The sequence below is a fragment of the Pseudomonas sp. P5_109 genome, from assembly GCF_034009455.1.
GTDB lineage: Bacteria > Pseudomonadota > Gammaproteobacteria > Pseudomonadales > Pseudomonadaceae > Aquipseudomonas.
On sequence record NZ_CP125380.1, the window covers coordinates 3,310,347 to 3,326,135 of the forward strand.

A 15,789-nucleotide genomic window follows, 5' to 3' on the forward strand; every position below is an offset into this window, starting at 1 on the left:
AAAAAGGGCTTAGCTGGGAAACCCAGAAAGCCCTTGAAGATGTTCCAACTATTGGGGGAGGAACACGCACAGTGTGCCGGTCAATTAAGGCGCTGACAAATTCATATTAATGAGCTTTCAGTGCATTAATTTTCTTTAAATTGCCCCGTCGGCCGCTTAGGTAGCACAGCAAACCGCCGAGTGCTGCCAGCGCACTCAAGGCGTAAAACATCGTCGGCGCCGGTGTGCGCATCAACATGAAGCCACAAATCACCGGGCTCAATGCACCGCCAAGCGCAGCAAGGTTTTGTGCGCCGTAATAGCTTCCGCGCAAGTCTTCCGGCGCCAGGGTGTCGACGAAGAGAAACTCCGCCGGATAAATAATGATTTCACCGAGGGTGAAGATAAACATCGCCACGCACCAGCTCACCAGGCTGTCCGCCAGGCTGAAGCCGATCAGCCCGAGGATGAACAGACCGGTGCCGGCGACGATCCATTGGCGCAATTGCTCACGCTTGAGGAAACGCCCGATCTGGTACTGCAGCAAGATCACACTGATGGCGTTGCAGGCGAGCAGGGCGGCCATGACATCCATGGTGTGTTTGGAATCACTGGTCACTAGCAAATACTGCGACAGGTAAAACGTAAATCGCCCGTGCACCACCGTACTGAGCAGGCAACCGGCGGTGAACATGATCAGGGTGCGGTCATTTTTCAGGGTGACCAGGGTTTTGAGAAAACTCTGCGCCTGACCGGTGACAGACGCACGCGCCGGGTCCTTCGCGATCCCGGTCATCAGGAAAATGCTGAAAAAAGCGATGGCCGCAGCCACCAGGAATGGCGCACTTGCAAAGGCACCGGCAATCAGCACGCCAAGCATTGGCCCGACAGCGTAACCAATGTTGGTCAGGGTATAGCTCAGGGAAAACGCCTTGGCGCGCTGGCCCACAGGAAGGTTGTCGCTGAGAATCGCTTTCGAACCGATCAGGAACAGCGATGACGCGGTTTCAGTGACGATCAGGGTGATCGTGGTCAGGTAGAGGTTTTCAGCAAAGGTCAGCAACACCAGGCCAATGGCGCTGGACGCCATCGAAAGAATAAGCAATCGGCGCTTTTCGAAGCGGTCGATGATGTAACCGCCATACAGGGAGAGCAGGGTGGCGACGAACACCGCAATGCCGAGCAGCAGGCCAACGTCCTGCTGGTTGAGGCCAAGCTTGTCGCTGACGAACAGCGTGAGTAAAGGGCTGGTGATGGCACGGCTGACGACGATGGTCAGCGAGCAGATCAGCAGGCGGCGGATAAGGGGGGAGTAGCTGGTCACGGCGTGAATGTCCTTATTCGATCGGGCCGGCATCAGCCCGACCGTGAGCGCTACTCTAGCAGCCGGACACTCGGTCGTTGCTACGGGATTTACTTGAGATGCAGCAACACGAAATCATTCTTGTCGAACCGCCCGCTCAGCACTGGCGGCAATGCACCAACAGCCGTGCCTTGCAATGCCTTGTACGCGTTCAGGTCCATCATCAGCCATGCCGGGCCCTTGAGGGTTTCAAGTTCCTGGTGTGAATCGGTGAACTCTGGTTGCAGGCCTTGATTGATGTTGACCATGAACTTGATGGCTTTGGCATCCTTGCCCATCGCGTGCATCACCAGTGGTGCGGGGTCTTTTTGCACGAGTTCAAACGCTTCGTGGCTGAAGGTCCGGGTGTCGTAAAGCTGTCGCTGGATCGGCTCGAACTGCAGGATATATACCGACCACAGTGCCAGGACTGCGCAAAGGGCGAGAGTCTGCGCGCGCCAGCGGGGCTGCCTGAGCGCTACGACGGCGACCGCTTGCAGCGCGCCGAGAATGATGAACAACGACGTGAGATGGGCCACGTCTTCGGGGAATCTTCGCTGTATCACCAGCAAGGTCAAGATCAGCAGCCCCGGAATCAGCAGCCATAAGCCCTGCATCAATACGCGCAGCCAACCGAACAGCCGACCTTGCACGGCGTAAAACGGATAAGCCGCCATGATCGCCGCCACGGGCAGGATCGGCAGCAGGTAACGGGCCTTTTTCGCCTGCGGGACGGAAAGGCCGACCATCACGATCAATCCGGCAGCTGCGCAGTACAGTGTCAGGCGCAATGCCGGGCCTGACTGTTGTCGGCCAGAAGCGGCGACCGCCACCAGCGCCAGTACTGCCAGTGGCCAGGCCAGTGCGTAGTTGCCTACCGAACTGGTGAAGTAATACAACACCTCGTTGGAGCCTTCGCTGCCGTCCATGCGCCCCATGAACTGCATGCGAATCACGTCCTGCAAGAAGGCCGGGCCGCCACTGACGTCCGCCAGCCACAGCAACAGCCCGACGCACACCGCCAGCAACGCGGAGGCCAACAATCCGAAGACCAGCATTCGTCGCCACTGGCGATTTACCAGAAAATAGCTGCAGAGCATTCCCGTAGGGATGACCAGGCCGATGGGCCCACGAATCCAGAAACCCAGCATCAACAAGGCAAAGATCAGAATCCAGCGGCGCGGCGCGCCAAAGTGATCGGCGGTATAACCCAGGTAAAACACACTGAACGCCACGGCCGCCAGCATCAGATCGAGGGAAACCGCACGGGTTTCGGTGATGAAGGTGTTGGTCAGCAGCATCAGGGCGATGCTCAGCAGCGCCCAACGCGTGGAATAGGGCGCCAGCAGGCGGTACATCAAGGTGACGATGACCGCTGCGGCGAAGGCGCTCGGCAGCCATGCGGTCAGGCTGGTGACCTGGCCGAAGGGCAGTGAGAGCAGCCAGATGAAGACTGTTGAAAGTCCCGAATAGTCTGCATAGGGCTGGCCATAGGTCGTTGGAAAAAACGACGGGCCATTGCGCAGCATCTCCTGGGCGAACAGCACGAAGCGCGAATCGAAGCCGATGGCCGCCTGCTGATACATCCCGGCGCAGAACAACAACAGCGCCAACAGACCCAGCGCGAGGGACTGTCGGCGGATGTGGGGGATCATGAGGTTCAGGCGACCACGGCTTCGGTTGACCATTGCTGATGAGGCATCGGCAATTTGCGCGATTCGCCCCGGCCGATCGGGAAGTAGGTGAAACCGATGCGTGCCAGGCGGTCTGCGTCGTACAGGTTGCGGCCGTCGAAGATCACCGGTGCGTTGAGTCGCTGCTGGATCAGCTCGAAGTCCGGCGCCTTGAACTGTTGCCATTCGGTGCAGATGATCAGTGCATCGGCACCGGACAGGACCGACTCAGGCGTGCCCATGAGCATCAGTTTCGATTCATCGGGATACAGCTTCTGGGTTTCCTGCATGGCTTCGGGATCGAATGCGCGGACATTTGCCCCGGCGGCCCACAGCGATTCCAGCAACACCCGGCTCGGAGCATCGCGCATGTCGTCGGTGTTTGGCTTGAACGCCAGGCCCCACAAGGCAAAGGTCTTGCCACGCAAGTCGCCCTTGTAGAACGCGTTGATGCGCTCGAACAACTTGTGTTTCTGCCGCTCGTTGATCGCTTCCACTGCTTGCAGCAGGTCGCTGGAGCAATGGGCCTCTTCGGCGCTGTGGATCAGGGCGCGCATGTCCTTGGGGAAGCATGAGCCACCGTAGCCGCAACCGGGGTAGATGAAGTGGTAGCCGATGCGCGAGTCGGCGCCGATGCCCAGGCGTACCGATTCGATGTCGGCACCCAGGTGTTCGGCCAGCTCGGCGATCTGGTTGATGAAGCTGATCTTGGTCGCCAGCATGCAGTTGGCGGCGTATTTGGTCAGCTCGGCGCTGCGCAAGTCCATGAACATGATGCGTTCGTGATTGCGGTTGAAGGGCGAGTAAAGGTCGCGCATCACGTCACGCACTTCTTCGCGCTCACAGCCTACGACGATACGGTCCGGGCGTCGGCAGTCGGCCACGGCGGAACCTTCTTTCAGGAATTCCGGGTTGGAGACGATATCGAACTGCAGTACGCGCCCGGCATTGAGCAGGCATTTGTCGATGTGGGCACGCAAGGCGTCGCCGGTGCCGACCGGGACGGTGGATTTTTCCACCAGGATCGCCGGCTGTTCACGATGCCGTGCTACCGCTTCGCCCACCGACATCACGTAGCGCAAGTCTGCCGAGCCGTCGTCCCGGGACGGAGTACCGACCGCGATGAACAGCACCTGACCGTGCTGGACGGCAAATTTTTCGTCGCAGGTGAACTGCAACCGTTTGGCGTCAAGACCTTCGCGTACCAGGCTGGCGAGCCCGGGTTCGAAAATACTCACGTGGCCCTGCTTGAGCAGTTCGACCTTCTTCTCGTCAACGTCCATGCAGACCACGTCGTGGCCGACTTCCGCCAATACCGCTGCCTGCACCAGGCCAACATAACCGCTACCAAACACACTGATTTTCATGGGGCACTCCTTGATTCGGGCGCACGAGCAGGTCGAGAATTAATGGTAATGACGCCGAGGATGACCAATGCCACGCCAAGGCTTTTTGTCAGGCTGAATGCTTCGTTGAACAGTGGCAGGCTGGCGGCCAACAAGTACACCAGCGCATAGCTGATGCTCAGCAGCGAGTAGGCACGGCCCAGGGGCAGGTCCCGCAGGGCGGCGAGCCAGCAGAGCATCGACAAGGCATAGGCGAAGATGGCCACGAGCACCAAGGCAACGGCGCTCAGGTCGATGTGAGCGCTGAGCCATTGTTCGGGTTGAGGCAGGTGACTCATGCTCCAACGCATGCCCAATTGGGCGGCGCTGACCAGCAACACACTGCCCAGTGCGAAGGTGATTCCGCGAGTCGGGTTCATGCGTGTTGCCCCAGCAATGCCACGCCGCCGATGACCAGTGCCACACCCAGCCAGTGGCGGCGGTCGATGGTTTCGTGGAACACGAAACGCGCAACCAGGGTGATCAGCACGAAGTTCAGGCTCAGCATCGGATAGGCAATCCCGACTTCCAGGCGTTGCAGTACCAGCAACCACACCAGCAGGCCCAGCCCCAATGAGGCCAGGGCCAGCCAAAGCCAGGGCGAACGCAGTTTGTCCGCCCACCCGGATGACTGGCCGCGCCAGCTTTCCACGGCATATTTCTGGGCGATCTGGCCCAGGCAGGTCAGCAGGCAGGCGAGCAGTAGCAATAGCAGGCTCATAGTGTCGCCTGTGGAATGATCAAAATCACCAGGTTGCCTTGTTCGTAGCGCTTGCCCTCTTTGGGCAATTGTTCAAGTTCGCGCAGCTCTTCTTCGCCCTTGACCCGCATGACCACACCCACCGAGCCTTGCTGGCGGGCATCGTGCATCCACTGTTGGACCTGATCGGGGTCGACGCGCTGCTTAAGCGAGTCAGGATAGGCAAGGCCATATTTCAATTCGCCTATCGTGTTGAAAAAAGCCACTTCCGGCCGTTTCACCCGCCAGGACAACGCCGACGCGGCACCCAGGTCGTTGCTCAACAACTTGGCGCTCTGGCCAAGTTCCTGGGCGTGATCGAGGATGAACTGGTCAGGTGTTTTATTGGCGACGACGGAATTGGGCAGGCCGGCCGGCAGCACGCCGACGAACAACAGGCTGCCGAAAGCCGGGGCGGCCCAGCATTGCAGCGGGCGGAAGGCTTGCAGCAGGTTGGCCATGATCCAGCCGATCAAGCCGATGAACACCAACACCAGGTTGTGCAGTTCATGATCATAGATCGGCTTTTTCAGTTGCAGATAAACCAGGGCCAGCAGGACGGTCACACCCAGCACCAGGTTCAACAGGCCGTTGATGCCCAGGACGCGACCTTGTTCCAGCTTCAATCGGTCAGCCAGTGCATGGCCGAGCAACAATGCCAGAGGTAACAGGCACGGCAGGATGTAGGCCGGCAGCTTGCCTTTGCTCAGGCTGAAGAAGAACAGCGGCATACATAACCAGAGCAGCAGGAAGGCGATGTTGGACTGGCGTCGGGTCTGCCAGGCCTGTTTCAACGCCGGTGGCAACAATGCGACCCACGGCATGCTGAAGGCCACCAGCAACGGCAGGTAGTACCACCATGGCGCGTCATGCTGGGCATCGTCCCCGGCAAAACGGCGGATATGTTCGTGCCAGAAGAAGAACCGCCAGTAGTCCGGCTCCTGGGCGTGCACTGCCAGCGCCCATGGCAGGCTGACGACGATGGCGACCACGACCGCTACCGGGCCGTAGACCAGTAGTTCACGCCAGCGTTTTTGCCAGATGACCCAAGGCAGGGCGACCAGCACCGGCAGCAGCCAGGCCAGGAAGCCCTTGGTCATGAAGCCCATGCCGCACGCCAGGCCCAGTACCGCCCACGCGAACAGGCGTTGAACGCGGCCGACGCTGTCCAGTGCAAACCACAACGCGGCCAGGCTCAGGTTGACCCAGAAGGTGAACTGCGGATCGAGGTTGGCATAACCGGCTGAAGCGGCAATGACCGAGAAGCTCATGTAGAGCAATGCGCAGGCGAAGCTCTTGCGCGGATCGTTCCACATGCGGCGGGCGACGAGGTAGCACAGCAACACGCTCAGGATAGTGCTCAGCGCAGAAGCGAAGCGCACCCCGAACAGGTTCTGGCCGAACAGCGCCTGACCGATGGCAATCATCCAGTAACCGGCCGCCGGTTTTTCGAAATAACGTACATCCATGAAATGCGGCGACACCCAGTTGCCGCTCAGGAGCATGCCCTGGCTGATCTGGGCGTAGCGGGTTTCGTCAGGAATCCATAAGCCATGACTGCCCAGCGGCAGCAGGTACGCCAGCGCCATTAGCGCCAGCAACAACGGAAAAGCCCAGCGTTTGCTCATGCGCCTTGCACTCCCAGCCAGCCTTCGCGACCTTCGAGCGCACCACGTATCACGCGGCCGACCGGCAGGCTGTCAGGGGGCTCGGGCAACAAATCGCCCAAGGGTTGAAAACGGATGTCGCGCTGACGTGCATCGCTCAGCAGTTGACGGAAATCGTTGGCCATCAGAATCCCTTCTACCTCGGCATGGATTGTGTAGACATTGAGTTTTTCCGGAGTGAACCGGTCCAGGATGAACCTGTTGAAATCCTTGGCGGCGACGGTCGGCCCGACCACTTCGTCGAAGGTCGGCAGGTCCACCGGGATCTGCGGCGTTCCCAATTGCCCGTTGGCCAGTCTCGGCTGGAACAGACTTTGGCCACGGCAGTCGCTGTTGTAGCGAAAACCAAAACCCTGCTTGGCTTCGATCACGCGCTCGTCCGCTCGCCAGCCGGCGACCGCCGAGCAGTCGACTTTCTCGCCGAGAATGTCGCTGAGCGTGTCTACACCCTTGCGGATCTGTTCGATCAGTTGCGCGTCGCTCCAGGTCCCGGCGTTGGCTTGCCAGCCATGGTGATCCCAGGTGTGCAGTCCAACTTCATGCCCGGCGTCCCGGGCCTGGCGCATCAAGTGCCCCAGGTCACGGCCGATCGGTTTTCCAGGCCATGCGGTGCCGGCCAGCAGAATGTCCCAGCCATACAGGCCGGCTGCATTGGAACGGAGCATTTTCCAGAGAAACTGTGGACGGATGAGGCGCCACAAGTGGCGCCCCATGTTGTCCGGCCCGACACTGAAGAAGAACGTCGCCTTGACCTGGGCTTCATCAAGGATTTCCAGCAAACGCGGCACCCCTTCACGGGTGCCCCGGTAGGTGTCGACATCAATCCGCAGTCCCGCCTGCATTAGCGCTTGTCCGCGATTTCGAGCATGGCTTCACGCAGGAAGAAGTCCAGGGTGTTGCCGATGGTTTCGCTCATCTCCACGGTTGGCGTCCAGTCCAGCAGGCGCTTGGCGTTGGCGATGCTTGGCTTGCGGTGCGACACGTCCTGGTAGCCGGTGCCGTAGAACGCCTTGCTTTCGATGTCGCGGAAGCCGGCGAACGGAGGGAAGTTGGCGCGCAACGGGTGCGCTTCGAACTGACGCAGCAGCTCTTCGCCCAACTGACGGATGCTGGCCTCGTTTTCCGGGTTGCCGATGTTGATGATCTGGCCATTGCAGACATCGTTGTCGTTGTCGATGATCCGTGCCAGCGCTTCCACACCGTCGGCGATGTCGGTGAAGCAGCGTTTTTGCTCGCCACCGTCGAACAGGCGAATCGGCGTACCTTCCACCAGGTTCAGGATCAACTGGGTAATCGCCCGGGAGCTGCCGATACGGGCCGAATCCAGACGATCCAGGCGCGGACCCATCCAGTTGAACGGACGGAACAGGGTGAAGTTCAGGCCTTTCTGGCCATAAGCCCAGATCACGCGGTCCAGCAGTTGCTTGGACACCGAGTAGATCCAGCGCTGCTTGTTGATCGGGCCGACCACCAGGTTGGAGTTGTCTTCGTCGAAGTTGTTGTCCTGGCACATGCCATAGACTTCCGAAGTCGACGGGAAAATCACGCGCTTGTTGTACTTGACGCAGTAGCGAACCAGTTTCAGGTTCTCTTCGAAGTCCAGTTCGAATACACGCAGCGGGTTACGGGTGTATTCGATTGGCGTGGCGATGGCCACCAGCGGCAGGACCACGTCGCACTTCTTGATGTGGTACTCGATCCACTCGGAGTGGATGCTGATATCGCCTTCGACGAAGTGGAAGTTCGGGTGGCTGCGCAGGCGCTCGATGGCGTCCGAACCGATATCCAGGCCGTAGACTTCGTAACGGTCGTCGCGCAGCAGGCGCTCGGACAAGTGATTGCCGATGAAGCCGTTGACGCCAAGGATCAGCACGCGGGTGCGACGTGGGGCACGACCGGATTCGGCACCGCGCAACACGGAACCGTCCACCAGGCCCAGTTCATTGGCCAGTTGCGGACCGCTCAGGTACAGACCGTTGTCGTTGCGCTGGCCGGCGTTGATGATCAGCGAGTCTTCACCGCAGGCGATGCGCAGCGGGTCGACGCTGATGACGCGGCCCGGCGCCAGGCCGTCGTTGCCCTTGGCGACTTCGGCGCTCCAGACGATCAACTTGTGCTCGCCCACCGCGCAGAAGGCGCCCGGGTACGGCTGGGTCACGGCGCGGACCAGGTTGAACAGCTCTTCGGCCGGTCTGGCCCAGACCAGTTTGCCGTCAGCCGGGGTACGACGACCGAACACGGTGGCTTTGGATTCGTCTTGCGGGGTTTCACTGGCCTTGCCTTGCAGCAGCGCCGGCAGGGTGTCGCGCAGCAGGTCAGCGGCCGCCAGGCGCAGTTTTCCGTGCAGGCTCAGCGCGGTGTCGCTGCGCTCGATCGCGACTTTTTGCTGGGCGACGATGGCACCCGCATCGGCGCGCTTGACCATGCGGTGCAGGGTCACGCCAGTTTCGGTTTCGCCGTTGACCAGCACCCAGTTGGCCGGTGCGCGACCACGGTAGCGTGGCAACAGCGAACCGTGCAGGTTGAACGCGCCTTTGCGCGCCGTGGCCAGCAGCGGTTCGCTCAGCAGGTTGCGGTAGTAGAAGGAGAAGATGTAGTCGGGATCGAGCTTGGCGATGCGTTCGATCCACAACGGATGGTTGGCATCTTCCGGCGCATGCACGGCAATGCCGTGGCGGGCGCACAGTTGCGCGACGGAACCGTAGAACGCGTTCTCCTTCGGATCGTCGGCGTGGGTGAACACCGCAGCGATCTCAAAACCGGAGGAGAGCAGGGATTCGATGCCGGCACAGCCAATATCGTGATAGGCGAAGACAACAGCTTTTGCACTCATGAAGGAACCTGATCTGAAGACGTGGAAGTAAGGCCGTCGACGGTGACAACGGAAGCGGAGGAAACAGTGGAGGCGGGCTGGTTGCGCAGCACCTTTTCAATGAAGAAGCGCGGACGCGCACGCACGTCGCTGTACATGCGGCCCAGGTATTCACCCAACAGGCCCATGCCGATGAATTGACCACCGGTGAAGACGAACAGCACGGCGAACAGTACGAACGTACCGCCACCGGCCCAGCCGGCGCCGAACACCAGGCGCAACAGGATCAGCGCGATGGCGAACAGCACGCCCAGGGCCGCCATGCCGACGCCGACGATGCTCAGCAGTCGCAGTGGCGTGGTGGTCATGCAGGTGACCAGGTCGAACATCAGGTTGATCAGGCGCATCGGGCTGTACTTGGAGTCGCCATGTTCACGCTCGGCGTGGGTCACGAGGATTTCCGTGGTATGGCGGGCAAAGCTGTTGGCCAGGATCGGAATGAAGGTGCTGCGTTCACGGCAGGCGAGCATGGCGTCGACGATGGTGCGTCGGTAGGCGCGCAGCATGCAGCCGTAGTCACTCATGGCCACTCCGGTGGAGCGTTGCACGGCGAGGTTGATCAGCTTCGAAGGCCAGCGCCGCAGGGCCGAATCCTGGCGGTTGTTGCGCACCGTCGCGACGACGTCATAGCCAAGTTCGGCCTGCTCGATCAGTCGCGGGATTTCTTCGGGCGGGTTTTGCAGGTCGGCATCGAGGGTAATGACGACATCGCCCTTGCACTGTTCGAAACCGGCCATGATCGCTGCGTGCTGGCCGTAGTTGCGGTTGAGGATCACCGCCACCACAGGGCTGCCTTCGCGGGAGGCGGCGTCTTCCAGGATCTGCGCAGAATCATCGCGGCTGCCGTCGTCGACCAGAACGATCTCGTAGGGATGGGCCAGTTGCTGACACGCTGCTTCGGTGCGACGAAGCAACTCTGGCAGGCTTTCCTGTTCGTTGTAGACCGGAATGACGATCGAAACGAAGTTGATTGGGTAAGGTCTCAAAGGCTTCTGTCCATGCAGTTTTCAATGGCACCGACGACGCGCTCGACATCGTCGGTAGTCATGTCGGGGAACAACGGGATCGAACACAGCCGCGCCGAATTCCATTCGGTGTTGGGCAGGTACAGGTTGGGGTAACGCTGGCGGTAGTAGGTGTGCAGGTGTGTGGCGATGAAGTGAATGCCGCTGCCGACATTCTGTTCCTGGAGAGCTTTCATGAACGCTTCGCGATCCAGCCCGCACCGCTCGGCGTCGATACGCAGGATGAACAGGTGCCAGGCGTGTTTTTGCGAATACGTTGGAACGGCCAGCGGCTGGACCGGCAAGCCTTCAAGGCGCTGCAAGTAGGTCTGGGCGAGTTGCGTGCGCTTGGCGTTGATCTCGTCCAGGCGCTCCAGTTGCACCAGGGCGATGGCCGCGTTGATGTCGGCCAGGTTGTACTTGAAGCCGGGCTCGACCACCTGGGCCTGGGGCTTGCGGCCGTGGGTCAGGCGGTCATAGGCATCAACCCCCAGCCCGTGAAACTTGAGCATGCGTACCCGCGAGGCCAGGGCTTCATCGTCGCTGACGAACATGGCGCCTTCGGCGCAGGTCATGTTCTTGATCGCGTGGAACGAGAAGATCGCCGTGCCTTTGGCGCCGACGTGACGACCTTTGTAAAGAGTACCTGCGGCGTGGGCGGCGTCTTCGATCACGGCGATGCCGTGTTTGTCGGCCAGGGCATAAAGCGGATCGAGATCGAATGCCGCACCGGCGTAATGCACCGGGATGATGGCTTTGGTGCGCGGCGTGATCGCGGCTTCTATCGTGGCCACGTCGGTCATCAGCGTGTCGCGGTCGACATCGACGAACACCGGCGTGGCGCCCAGCAGGGTGATCATGTTGGCGGTGGACACCCAGGTCTGCGACGGCGTAATCACTTCATCGCCGGGACCGATGCCCAGTGCCAGCAGGGTGATATGCATGCCACCGGTTGCCGAGGAAAGTGCGACGGCATGTCGGCAACCGACGTAGTTGGCAAAGTGCTCTTCCAGTGCCTGGTTCTTCGGCCCGGTAGTGATCCACCCGGAGCGTAATACTTGCTCTACGGCAGCGATTTCTTCGTCGCCGATACTGGGACGGGAAAAAGGGAGAAACGCCTGACTCATGGGCACCTCGGGGGCTGAAAACGTAAATAGCCTTTGAGGCTAAAAGGGATCCAAAAATCAGCATAGACGCTAAATCAGAATTTGCATCAAATCAACTAGTTACCGGATGTCGGCGAAAAACCGCATGGGTTGACTTTTTTCGCCATGGCCGGCAGGTTGGACGTCCATCTGGGTTGCGCCGACTTTATAGAAGGTTATGCCCGATTTTGTGAAAGGAACATGAAAAAACGGTTGGGGAAACGTTTATCTGAAAGCTATTAAGCCGCTGTTCAGACTTCCCGCGTTTATGGCGTTTTTTAGGAAAAGTCCTACAGCAATAATGTCTTTTACATCATCGCATTTTCACTTCTTAGTTGTTTTCACTGAACTGTTTACATTCAAGGCTGTTTCGTTTGATTGACTTACCTGTAACCGATTCACGTAGGCCCCTCACCAATCCGTTGACCCTGTATCTGGCGCGACTGGCGCCCTCCAGCCAGCTGACCATGCGTTATGTGCTGCAGGATGCGGCCGATCGCCTGGGCTTCGAAGACCACGATATCGAGGAGATCCCCTGGCACGACCTGCAGCCCGAGGACGTGATCGCGCTGGTGGCCACTTTACGCACGGACGGCTACGCGCCGAACACCTCTTCGCTGTATGTCAACGCGGTGCGCGGGGTGATGAACGAAGCCTGGCGCATGAGCCTGATCTCTCAGGAGCACCTGCTGAAGATGCGCTCGGTGAAAGGCATTGCCGGTACACGGCTGTCCCAGGGGCGCAATCTCAGGCGCACGCTGATCCAGGAGCTGATGGCGGTCTGCGCTGCCGATCCGCGGCCACAAGGCCTGCGCGATGCGGCGATCATCGGGATTCTGTACGGTTCGGGGATGCGCAAGTCCGAATCGGTGAACCTCGAACTGGACCAGGTCGATTTCACCGAGCGCAGCCTGCGGGTGACGGCCAAGGGCAACAAGCAATTGATCAAGTACGCCCCGGCCTGGGCCTTCGCCAAGCTTGAAGCCTGGCTTGAATTGCGCCGTTCGTTGCTCAAGGAAGGGGAGTCGGACGACCCGTTCCTGTTCAACCGCATCCGCCGTGGCAGCCACATCACCCGTGAACGCATCACCAAACATGCGATTTACTACATCGCCCGGCAGCGGGGCGCGCAGGTCGGGGTGAAAATCATGCCCCACGACTTCCGGCGTTCATTCATTACCCGGGTGATCGAGGAGCATGACTTGTCGATTGCGCAGAAACTGGCACACCACAGCAATATCCAGACCACGGCCAACTACGATGTGCGCGACGACAACGAGCGACGTCGGGCAGTGGATCGATTCGATCTGTGAACGATTACATCTCGCTCAGCACATGGGCGTGGCCAATGGTCGAGACCTGAACCGCGCTGCCGGCGGGTGGTGCATACATGCCTGAACTGCGCACCAGCAGTGAACGGCCCGGTTGCTCGCGGCTGGTCAATGTCTGCAGTTCAACCGTCAGTGTGCAGGTGTTGCCGCTGAAGTCCCGATCAGTGACCACGGCCCGGCAACCACCGGCATCCGGGTCGCTGGGGAGGATACTGGCCAATTGCAGCTGTTCGGGGCGCAGCATGATCTGCGCCGAACTGTTGTTGCGGTGGTTGTTGACCGGGATCCGTCCCAGGTCGCAATGGGCCCAACCGGCCTCGATGCGGGCGGGCATCACCACGGCATCCCCCAGGAACAGGGCGGTTTGCTCGTCTTCGGGATAGCGGTAGAGGTCAAGCGGGTGCCCAGACTGGACCAGGCGACCATGGCGCATCACCGCCAACTGGTCGGCGAACGACAGGGCTTCACTCTGGTCATGGGTGACCAGAATGGTGGTGACGCCCGAGTCTTCCAGCAGCCGCGCAACCATCTTGCGCATCGCGGCGCGCAATCCGGTATCGAGCGCCGAGAACGGCTCGTCCAGCAGCATCAGCCGTGGCTGCTGCGCCAGGGCGCGGGCCAGGGCCACACGCTGTTGCTGGCCACCGGACAATTCGTGAGGCCAGCGCACGGCCATCTTCGCGTCCAGTGCCACGCTGTCCATCAATTCGGCGACGCGCTGGTGTTTCTCGGTACCCTTGGTCGACAAGCCGAAGCCGATATTCGCCGCCACGGTCATGTGCGGGAACAGTGCGCCATCCTGCGGTACGTAGCCGATCAGGCGTTGGTGGGCTGGCACTTCGTGGGTGCCGTCGACCAGGGTCTGGCCATTGAGCGAGAGACGCCCGGAATCGGGGAACTCGAAGCCGGCAATCATCCGCAACAAGGTGGTTTTACCCGAGCCGGAAGGGCCGACGATGACCGTACGGCTGCCGCTGGGAACCGACAGGCTGACGTTGTCCAGGGCGCAATGAGCGCCATAGGACTTGTAGAGGGCATTCAGTTCGAGAGTGTTCATCGGCCAGCCGTTTTTTTCGATTGGTGATAAAGAAGTCCGGTCAACGGCAGCGACAGCATGACCATCAACAAGGCATAGGGTGCGGCGGCCGCGTAATCGATTTCGCTGGTCATGGCCCAGAATCCGGTCGCCAGGGTGCGCGTGCCGTTCGGGGCCAGCAGCAGGGTGGCGGTCAGTTCGTTGGTGATCGCCAGGAACACCAGCGCCGCGCCGGCGGCAGCCCCCGGCGCGGCCAGGCGCAGGGTGATCAGCCACAGGGCCCGGGCCGGCGAGCGGCCCAGGCTGCGGGCGATGTTCTCCAGTTCCACCGGGGCCTGGGCAATGCCTGCGCGCAGGCTCACCAGGGCGCGGGGCAAGAACATCAACAGGTAGGCCAGCAGCACGGTAAAGGTGGTCTGGTAAATCGGCCGGGCGAAATGGATGGTGACGGTCACCAGCGCCAGCGCCACGATAATTCCGGGCAGGGAGCTGGTGATGTAGTTGCAGCTTTCCAGCACTCGTTGCAGACGGCCGGGGTAGCGGATCGACAGCCAGGCAATCGGGATTGCCGCGCAGGTGGTCAGCGCCGCGCCGGCGATACCGAGCAACAGGGTTTGCTCCAGGGCGGGCAACAACTCGGCCATGTCCCAGACTTCCACGCCGCCGGCGATCAGCCATTTGCCCAGGGTGATCAAGGGCACACCCAGGGCCAGGGCGCAGGTCAGGATTTGCAGCGTCAGTGAGAGCAGGGTGGGTGCCAGTTTCAGTCGCACGACCCGTTGCTCCCGGGAACTCCCCGAACCGACGCGAGCGTAACGTGCCGAACCCCGGGCGGCGGATTCAGCCGTCAACATCGCCAGGCAACACAGCGCCAGGACACTGGCCAGCATGTGCGCCGCTGCACCGTTGAAGGTCGATTTGAATTGATCGAAGATCGCGGTGGTAAAGGTGTCGAAGCGGATCATGGCGTACAGGCCATACTCGGCCAGCAGGTGCAGGCCGACCAGCAAGGCGCCGCCGCAGATCGCCAGGCGCAATTGTGGCAGCACCACGCGGAAAAATACCTGCCAGGGTTTGAGCCCCATGGATTCGGCGACGTCTTCGATGGCCGGGTCGAGTCGGCGCAAGGTGGCCGCCACCGGCAAATACAGGAACGGGAAGTAGGCAATGACCGAGACCAGGACACCGGCAAACAAACCGTGAATCGGTGGCACAAGGCTGACCCAGGCGTAGCTGTGAACGAAGGCGGGCACCGCCAGCGGTGCGGTGGCCAGCAGCGACCACCAGCGCCGTCCCGGCAAATTCGTGCGTTCCGTGAGCCAGGCCAGTGTCACCCCCAGCGCCACGCACAAGGGAATCGTCAGCAGCACCAGCAACACGGTGTTGACCAGTAGCTCACCGACCCGGGGGCGGAACACCAGGGTCACGACGGTTGACCAGCCTGTCTGCAGGGACACGCCAATAACGTAGGCGATCGGTAGCAGTGCCAGTAATGAAACCAGCACCGACAAACCGATCACCCATACGCCGCCACGTCCTGCAAAAATTCCGCGGGATCGTCGACGCAAATGTGCGGGTGTCGCCTCGGCGACACCCGCTGGCAGGGTTTCAGGCAT

At 60.7% G+C, this 15,789-nt stretch carries 13 protein-coding genes; 1 reads left to right on the forward strand and 12 read right to left on the reverse strand.

Features of this window, described 5'->3' with window-relative positions; genetic code table 11:
- Nucleotides 1-106 precede the first annotated feature (106 nt).
- The 10 genes from QMK54_RS14945 to arnB form a co-directional block, all read right to left on the reverse strand.
- On the reverse strand, nt 107-1,303 hold the full coding sequence (locus QMK54_RS14945; RefSeq protein WP_320402820.1) for an MFS transporter: 1,197 nt from the start codon (nt 1,301-1,303) through the stop codon (nt 107-109).
- A gap of 89 nt (nt 1,304-1,392) precedes the next feature.
- Nucleotides 1,393-2,976, reverse strand: a complete 1,584-nt coding sequence (locus tag QMK54_RS14950; protein WP_411740875.1) for an ArnT family glycosyltransferase — start codon at nt 2,974-2,976, stop codon at nt 1,393-1,395.
- 5 nt (nt 2,977-2,981) lie between these two features.
- Nucleotides 2,982-4,361 (reverse strand): UDP-glucose dehydrogenase family protein, encoded by a 1,380-nt coding sequence (locus QMK54_RS14955; RefSeq protein WP_110658250.1) that lies wholly within the window; start codon nt 4,359-4,361, stop codon nt 2,982-2,984.
- On the reverse strand, nt 4,358-4,759 hold the full coding sequence (gene arnF, locus QMK54_RS14960) for a 4-amino-4-deoxy-L-arabinose-phosphoundecaprenol flippase subunit ArnF (protein ID WP_320402821.1): 402 nt from the start codon (nt 4,757-4,759) through the stop codon (nt 4,358-4,360). The genes QMK54_RS14955 and arnF overlap by 4 nt, the downstream gene beginning before the upstream one ends.
- Complete coding sequence (gene arnE / locus QMK54_RS14965) at nt 4,756-5,100, reverse strand: 4-amino-4-deoxy-L-arabinose-phosphoundecaprenol flippase subunit ArnE (RefSeq protein ID WP_320402822.1); 345 nt, start codon at nt 5,098-5,100, stop codon at nt 4,756-4,758. Before arnE ends, arnF begins: the two co-directional genes overlap by 4 nt.
- Entirely contained in the window at nt 5,097-6,746 is a 1,650-nt protein-coding gene (gene arnT / locus QMK54_RS14970; RefSeq protein WP_320402823.1) for a lipid IV(A) 4-amino-4-deoxy-L-arabinosyltransferase, read from the reverse strand. The genes arnE and arnT overlap by 4 nt, the downstream gene beginning before the upstream one ends.
- Entirely contained in the window at nt 6,743-7,627 is an 885-nt protein-coding gene (gene arnD, locus QMK54_RS14975; RefSeq protein WP_110658258.1) for a 4-deoxy-4-formamido-L-arabinose-phosphoundecaprenol deformylase, read from the reverse strand. Before arnD ends, arnT begins: the two co-directional genes overlap by 4 nt.
- A complete protein-coding gene (arnA, locus tag QMK54_RS14980; protein WP_110658260.1) occupies nt 7,627-9,618 on the reverse strand; it encodes a bifunctional UDP-4-amino-4-deoxy-L-arabinose formyltransferase/UDP-glucuronic acid oxidase ArnA in 1,992 nt (663 codons plus the stop codon). Before arnA ends, arnD begins: the two co-directional genes overlap by 1 nt.
- The gene (gene arnC, locus QMK54_RS14985; RefSeq protein ID WP_320402824.1) at nt 9,615-10,643 is read right to left on the reverse strand and encodes an undecaprenyl-phosphate 4-deoxy-4-formamido-L-arabinose transferase; all 1,029 of its coding nucleotides are present in this window, start codon (nt 10,641-10,643) and stop codon (nt 9,615-9,617) included. Before arnC ends, arnA begins: the two co-directional genes overlap by 4 nt.
- On the reverse strand, nt 10,640-11,788 hold the full coding sequence (gene arnB / locus QMK54_RS14990; RefSeq protein WP_320402825.1) for a UDP-4-amino-4-deoxy-L-arabinose aminotransferase: 1,149 nt from the start codon (nt 11,786-11,788) through the stop codon (nt 10,640-10,642). The genes arnC and arnB overlap by 4 nt, the downstream gene beginning before the upstream one ends.
- A gap of 392 nt (nt 11,789-12,180) precedes the next feature.
- On the opposite strand from arnB, the gene xerC reads away from it, so the two are divergent.
- On the forward strand, nt 12,181-13,119 hold the full coding sequence (xerC, locus tag QMK54_RS14995; protein ID WP_110658265.1) for a tyrosine recombinase XerC: 939 nt from the start codon (nt 12,181-12,183) through the stop codon (nt 13,117-13,119).
- A gap of 4 nt (nt 13,120-13,123) precedes the next feature.
- Here the strand turns inward: xerC and QMK54_RS15000 are convergent, their stop codons facing one another.
- Together QMK54_RS15000 and QMK54_RS15005 are read right to left on the reverse strand one after the other, a co-directional pair.
- The gene (locus QMK54_RS15000) at nt 13,124-14,194 is read right to left on the reverse strand and encodes an ABC transporter ATP-binding protein (protein ID WP_320402826.1); all 1,071 of its coding nucleotides are present in this window, start codon (nt 14,192-14,194) and stop codon (nt 13,124-13,126) included.
- Entirely contained in the window at nt 14,191-15,789 is a 1,599-nt protein-coding gene (locus QMK54_RS15005; protein ID WP_223596213.1) for an ABC transporter permease, read from the reverse strand. Before QMK54_RS15005 ends, QMK54_RS15000 begins: the two co-directional genes overlap by 4 nt.

Bases quoted from the DNA above. Each gene is read 5' to 3' on its own strand.
- QMK54_RS14950 (WP_411740875.1), bottom strand. From the start codon at position 2,976: ATGATCCCCCACATCCGCCGACAGTCCCTCGCGCTGGGTCTGTTGGCG.
- QMK54_RS14955 (WP_110658250.1), bottom strand. From the start codon at position 4,361: ATGAAAATCAGTGTGTTTGGTAGCGGTTATGTTGGCCTGGTGCAGGCA.
- arnF (WP_320402821.1), bottom strand. From the start codon at position 4,759: ATGAACCCGACTCGCGGAATCACCTTCGCACTGGGCAGTGTGTTGCTG.
- arnE (WP_320402822.1), bottom strand. From the start codon at position 5,100: ATGAGCCTGCTATTGCTACTGCTCGCCTGCCTGCTGACCTGCCTGGGC.
- arnT (WP_320402823.1), bottom strand. From the start codon at position 6,746: ATGAGCAAACGCTGGGCTTTTCCGTTGTTGCTGGCGCTAATGGCGCTG.
- arnD (WP_110658258.1), bottom strand. From the start codon at position 7,627: ATGCAGGCGGGACTGCGGATTGATGTCGACACCTACCGGGGCACCCGT.
- arnA (WP_110658260.1), bottom strand. From the start codon at position 9,618: ATGAGTGCAAAAGCTGTTGTCTTCGCCTATCACGATATTGGCTGTGCC.
- arnB (WP_320402825.1), bottom strand. From the start codon at position 11,788: ATGAGTCAGGCGTTTCTCCCTTTTTCCCGTCCCAGTATCGGCGACGAA.
- QMK54_RS15000 (WP_320402826.1), bottom strand. From the start codon at position 14,194: ATGAACACTCTCGAACTGAATGCCCTCTACAAGTCCTATGGCGCTCAT.
- QMK54_RS15005 (WP_223596213.1), bottom strand. From the start codon at position 15,789: ATGCCTGAAACCCTGCCAGCGGGTGTCGCCGAGGCGACACCCGCACAT.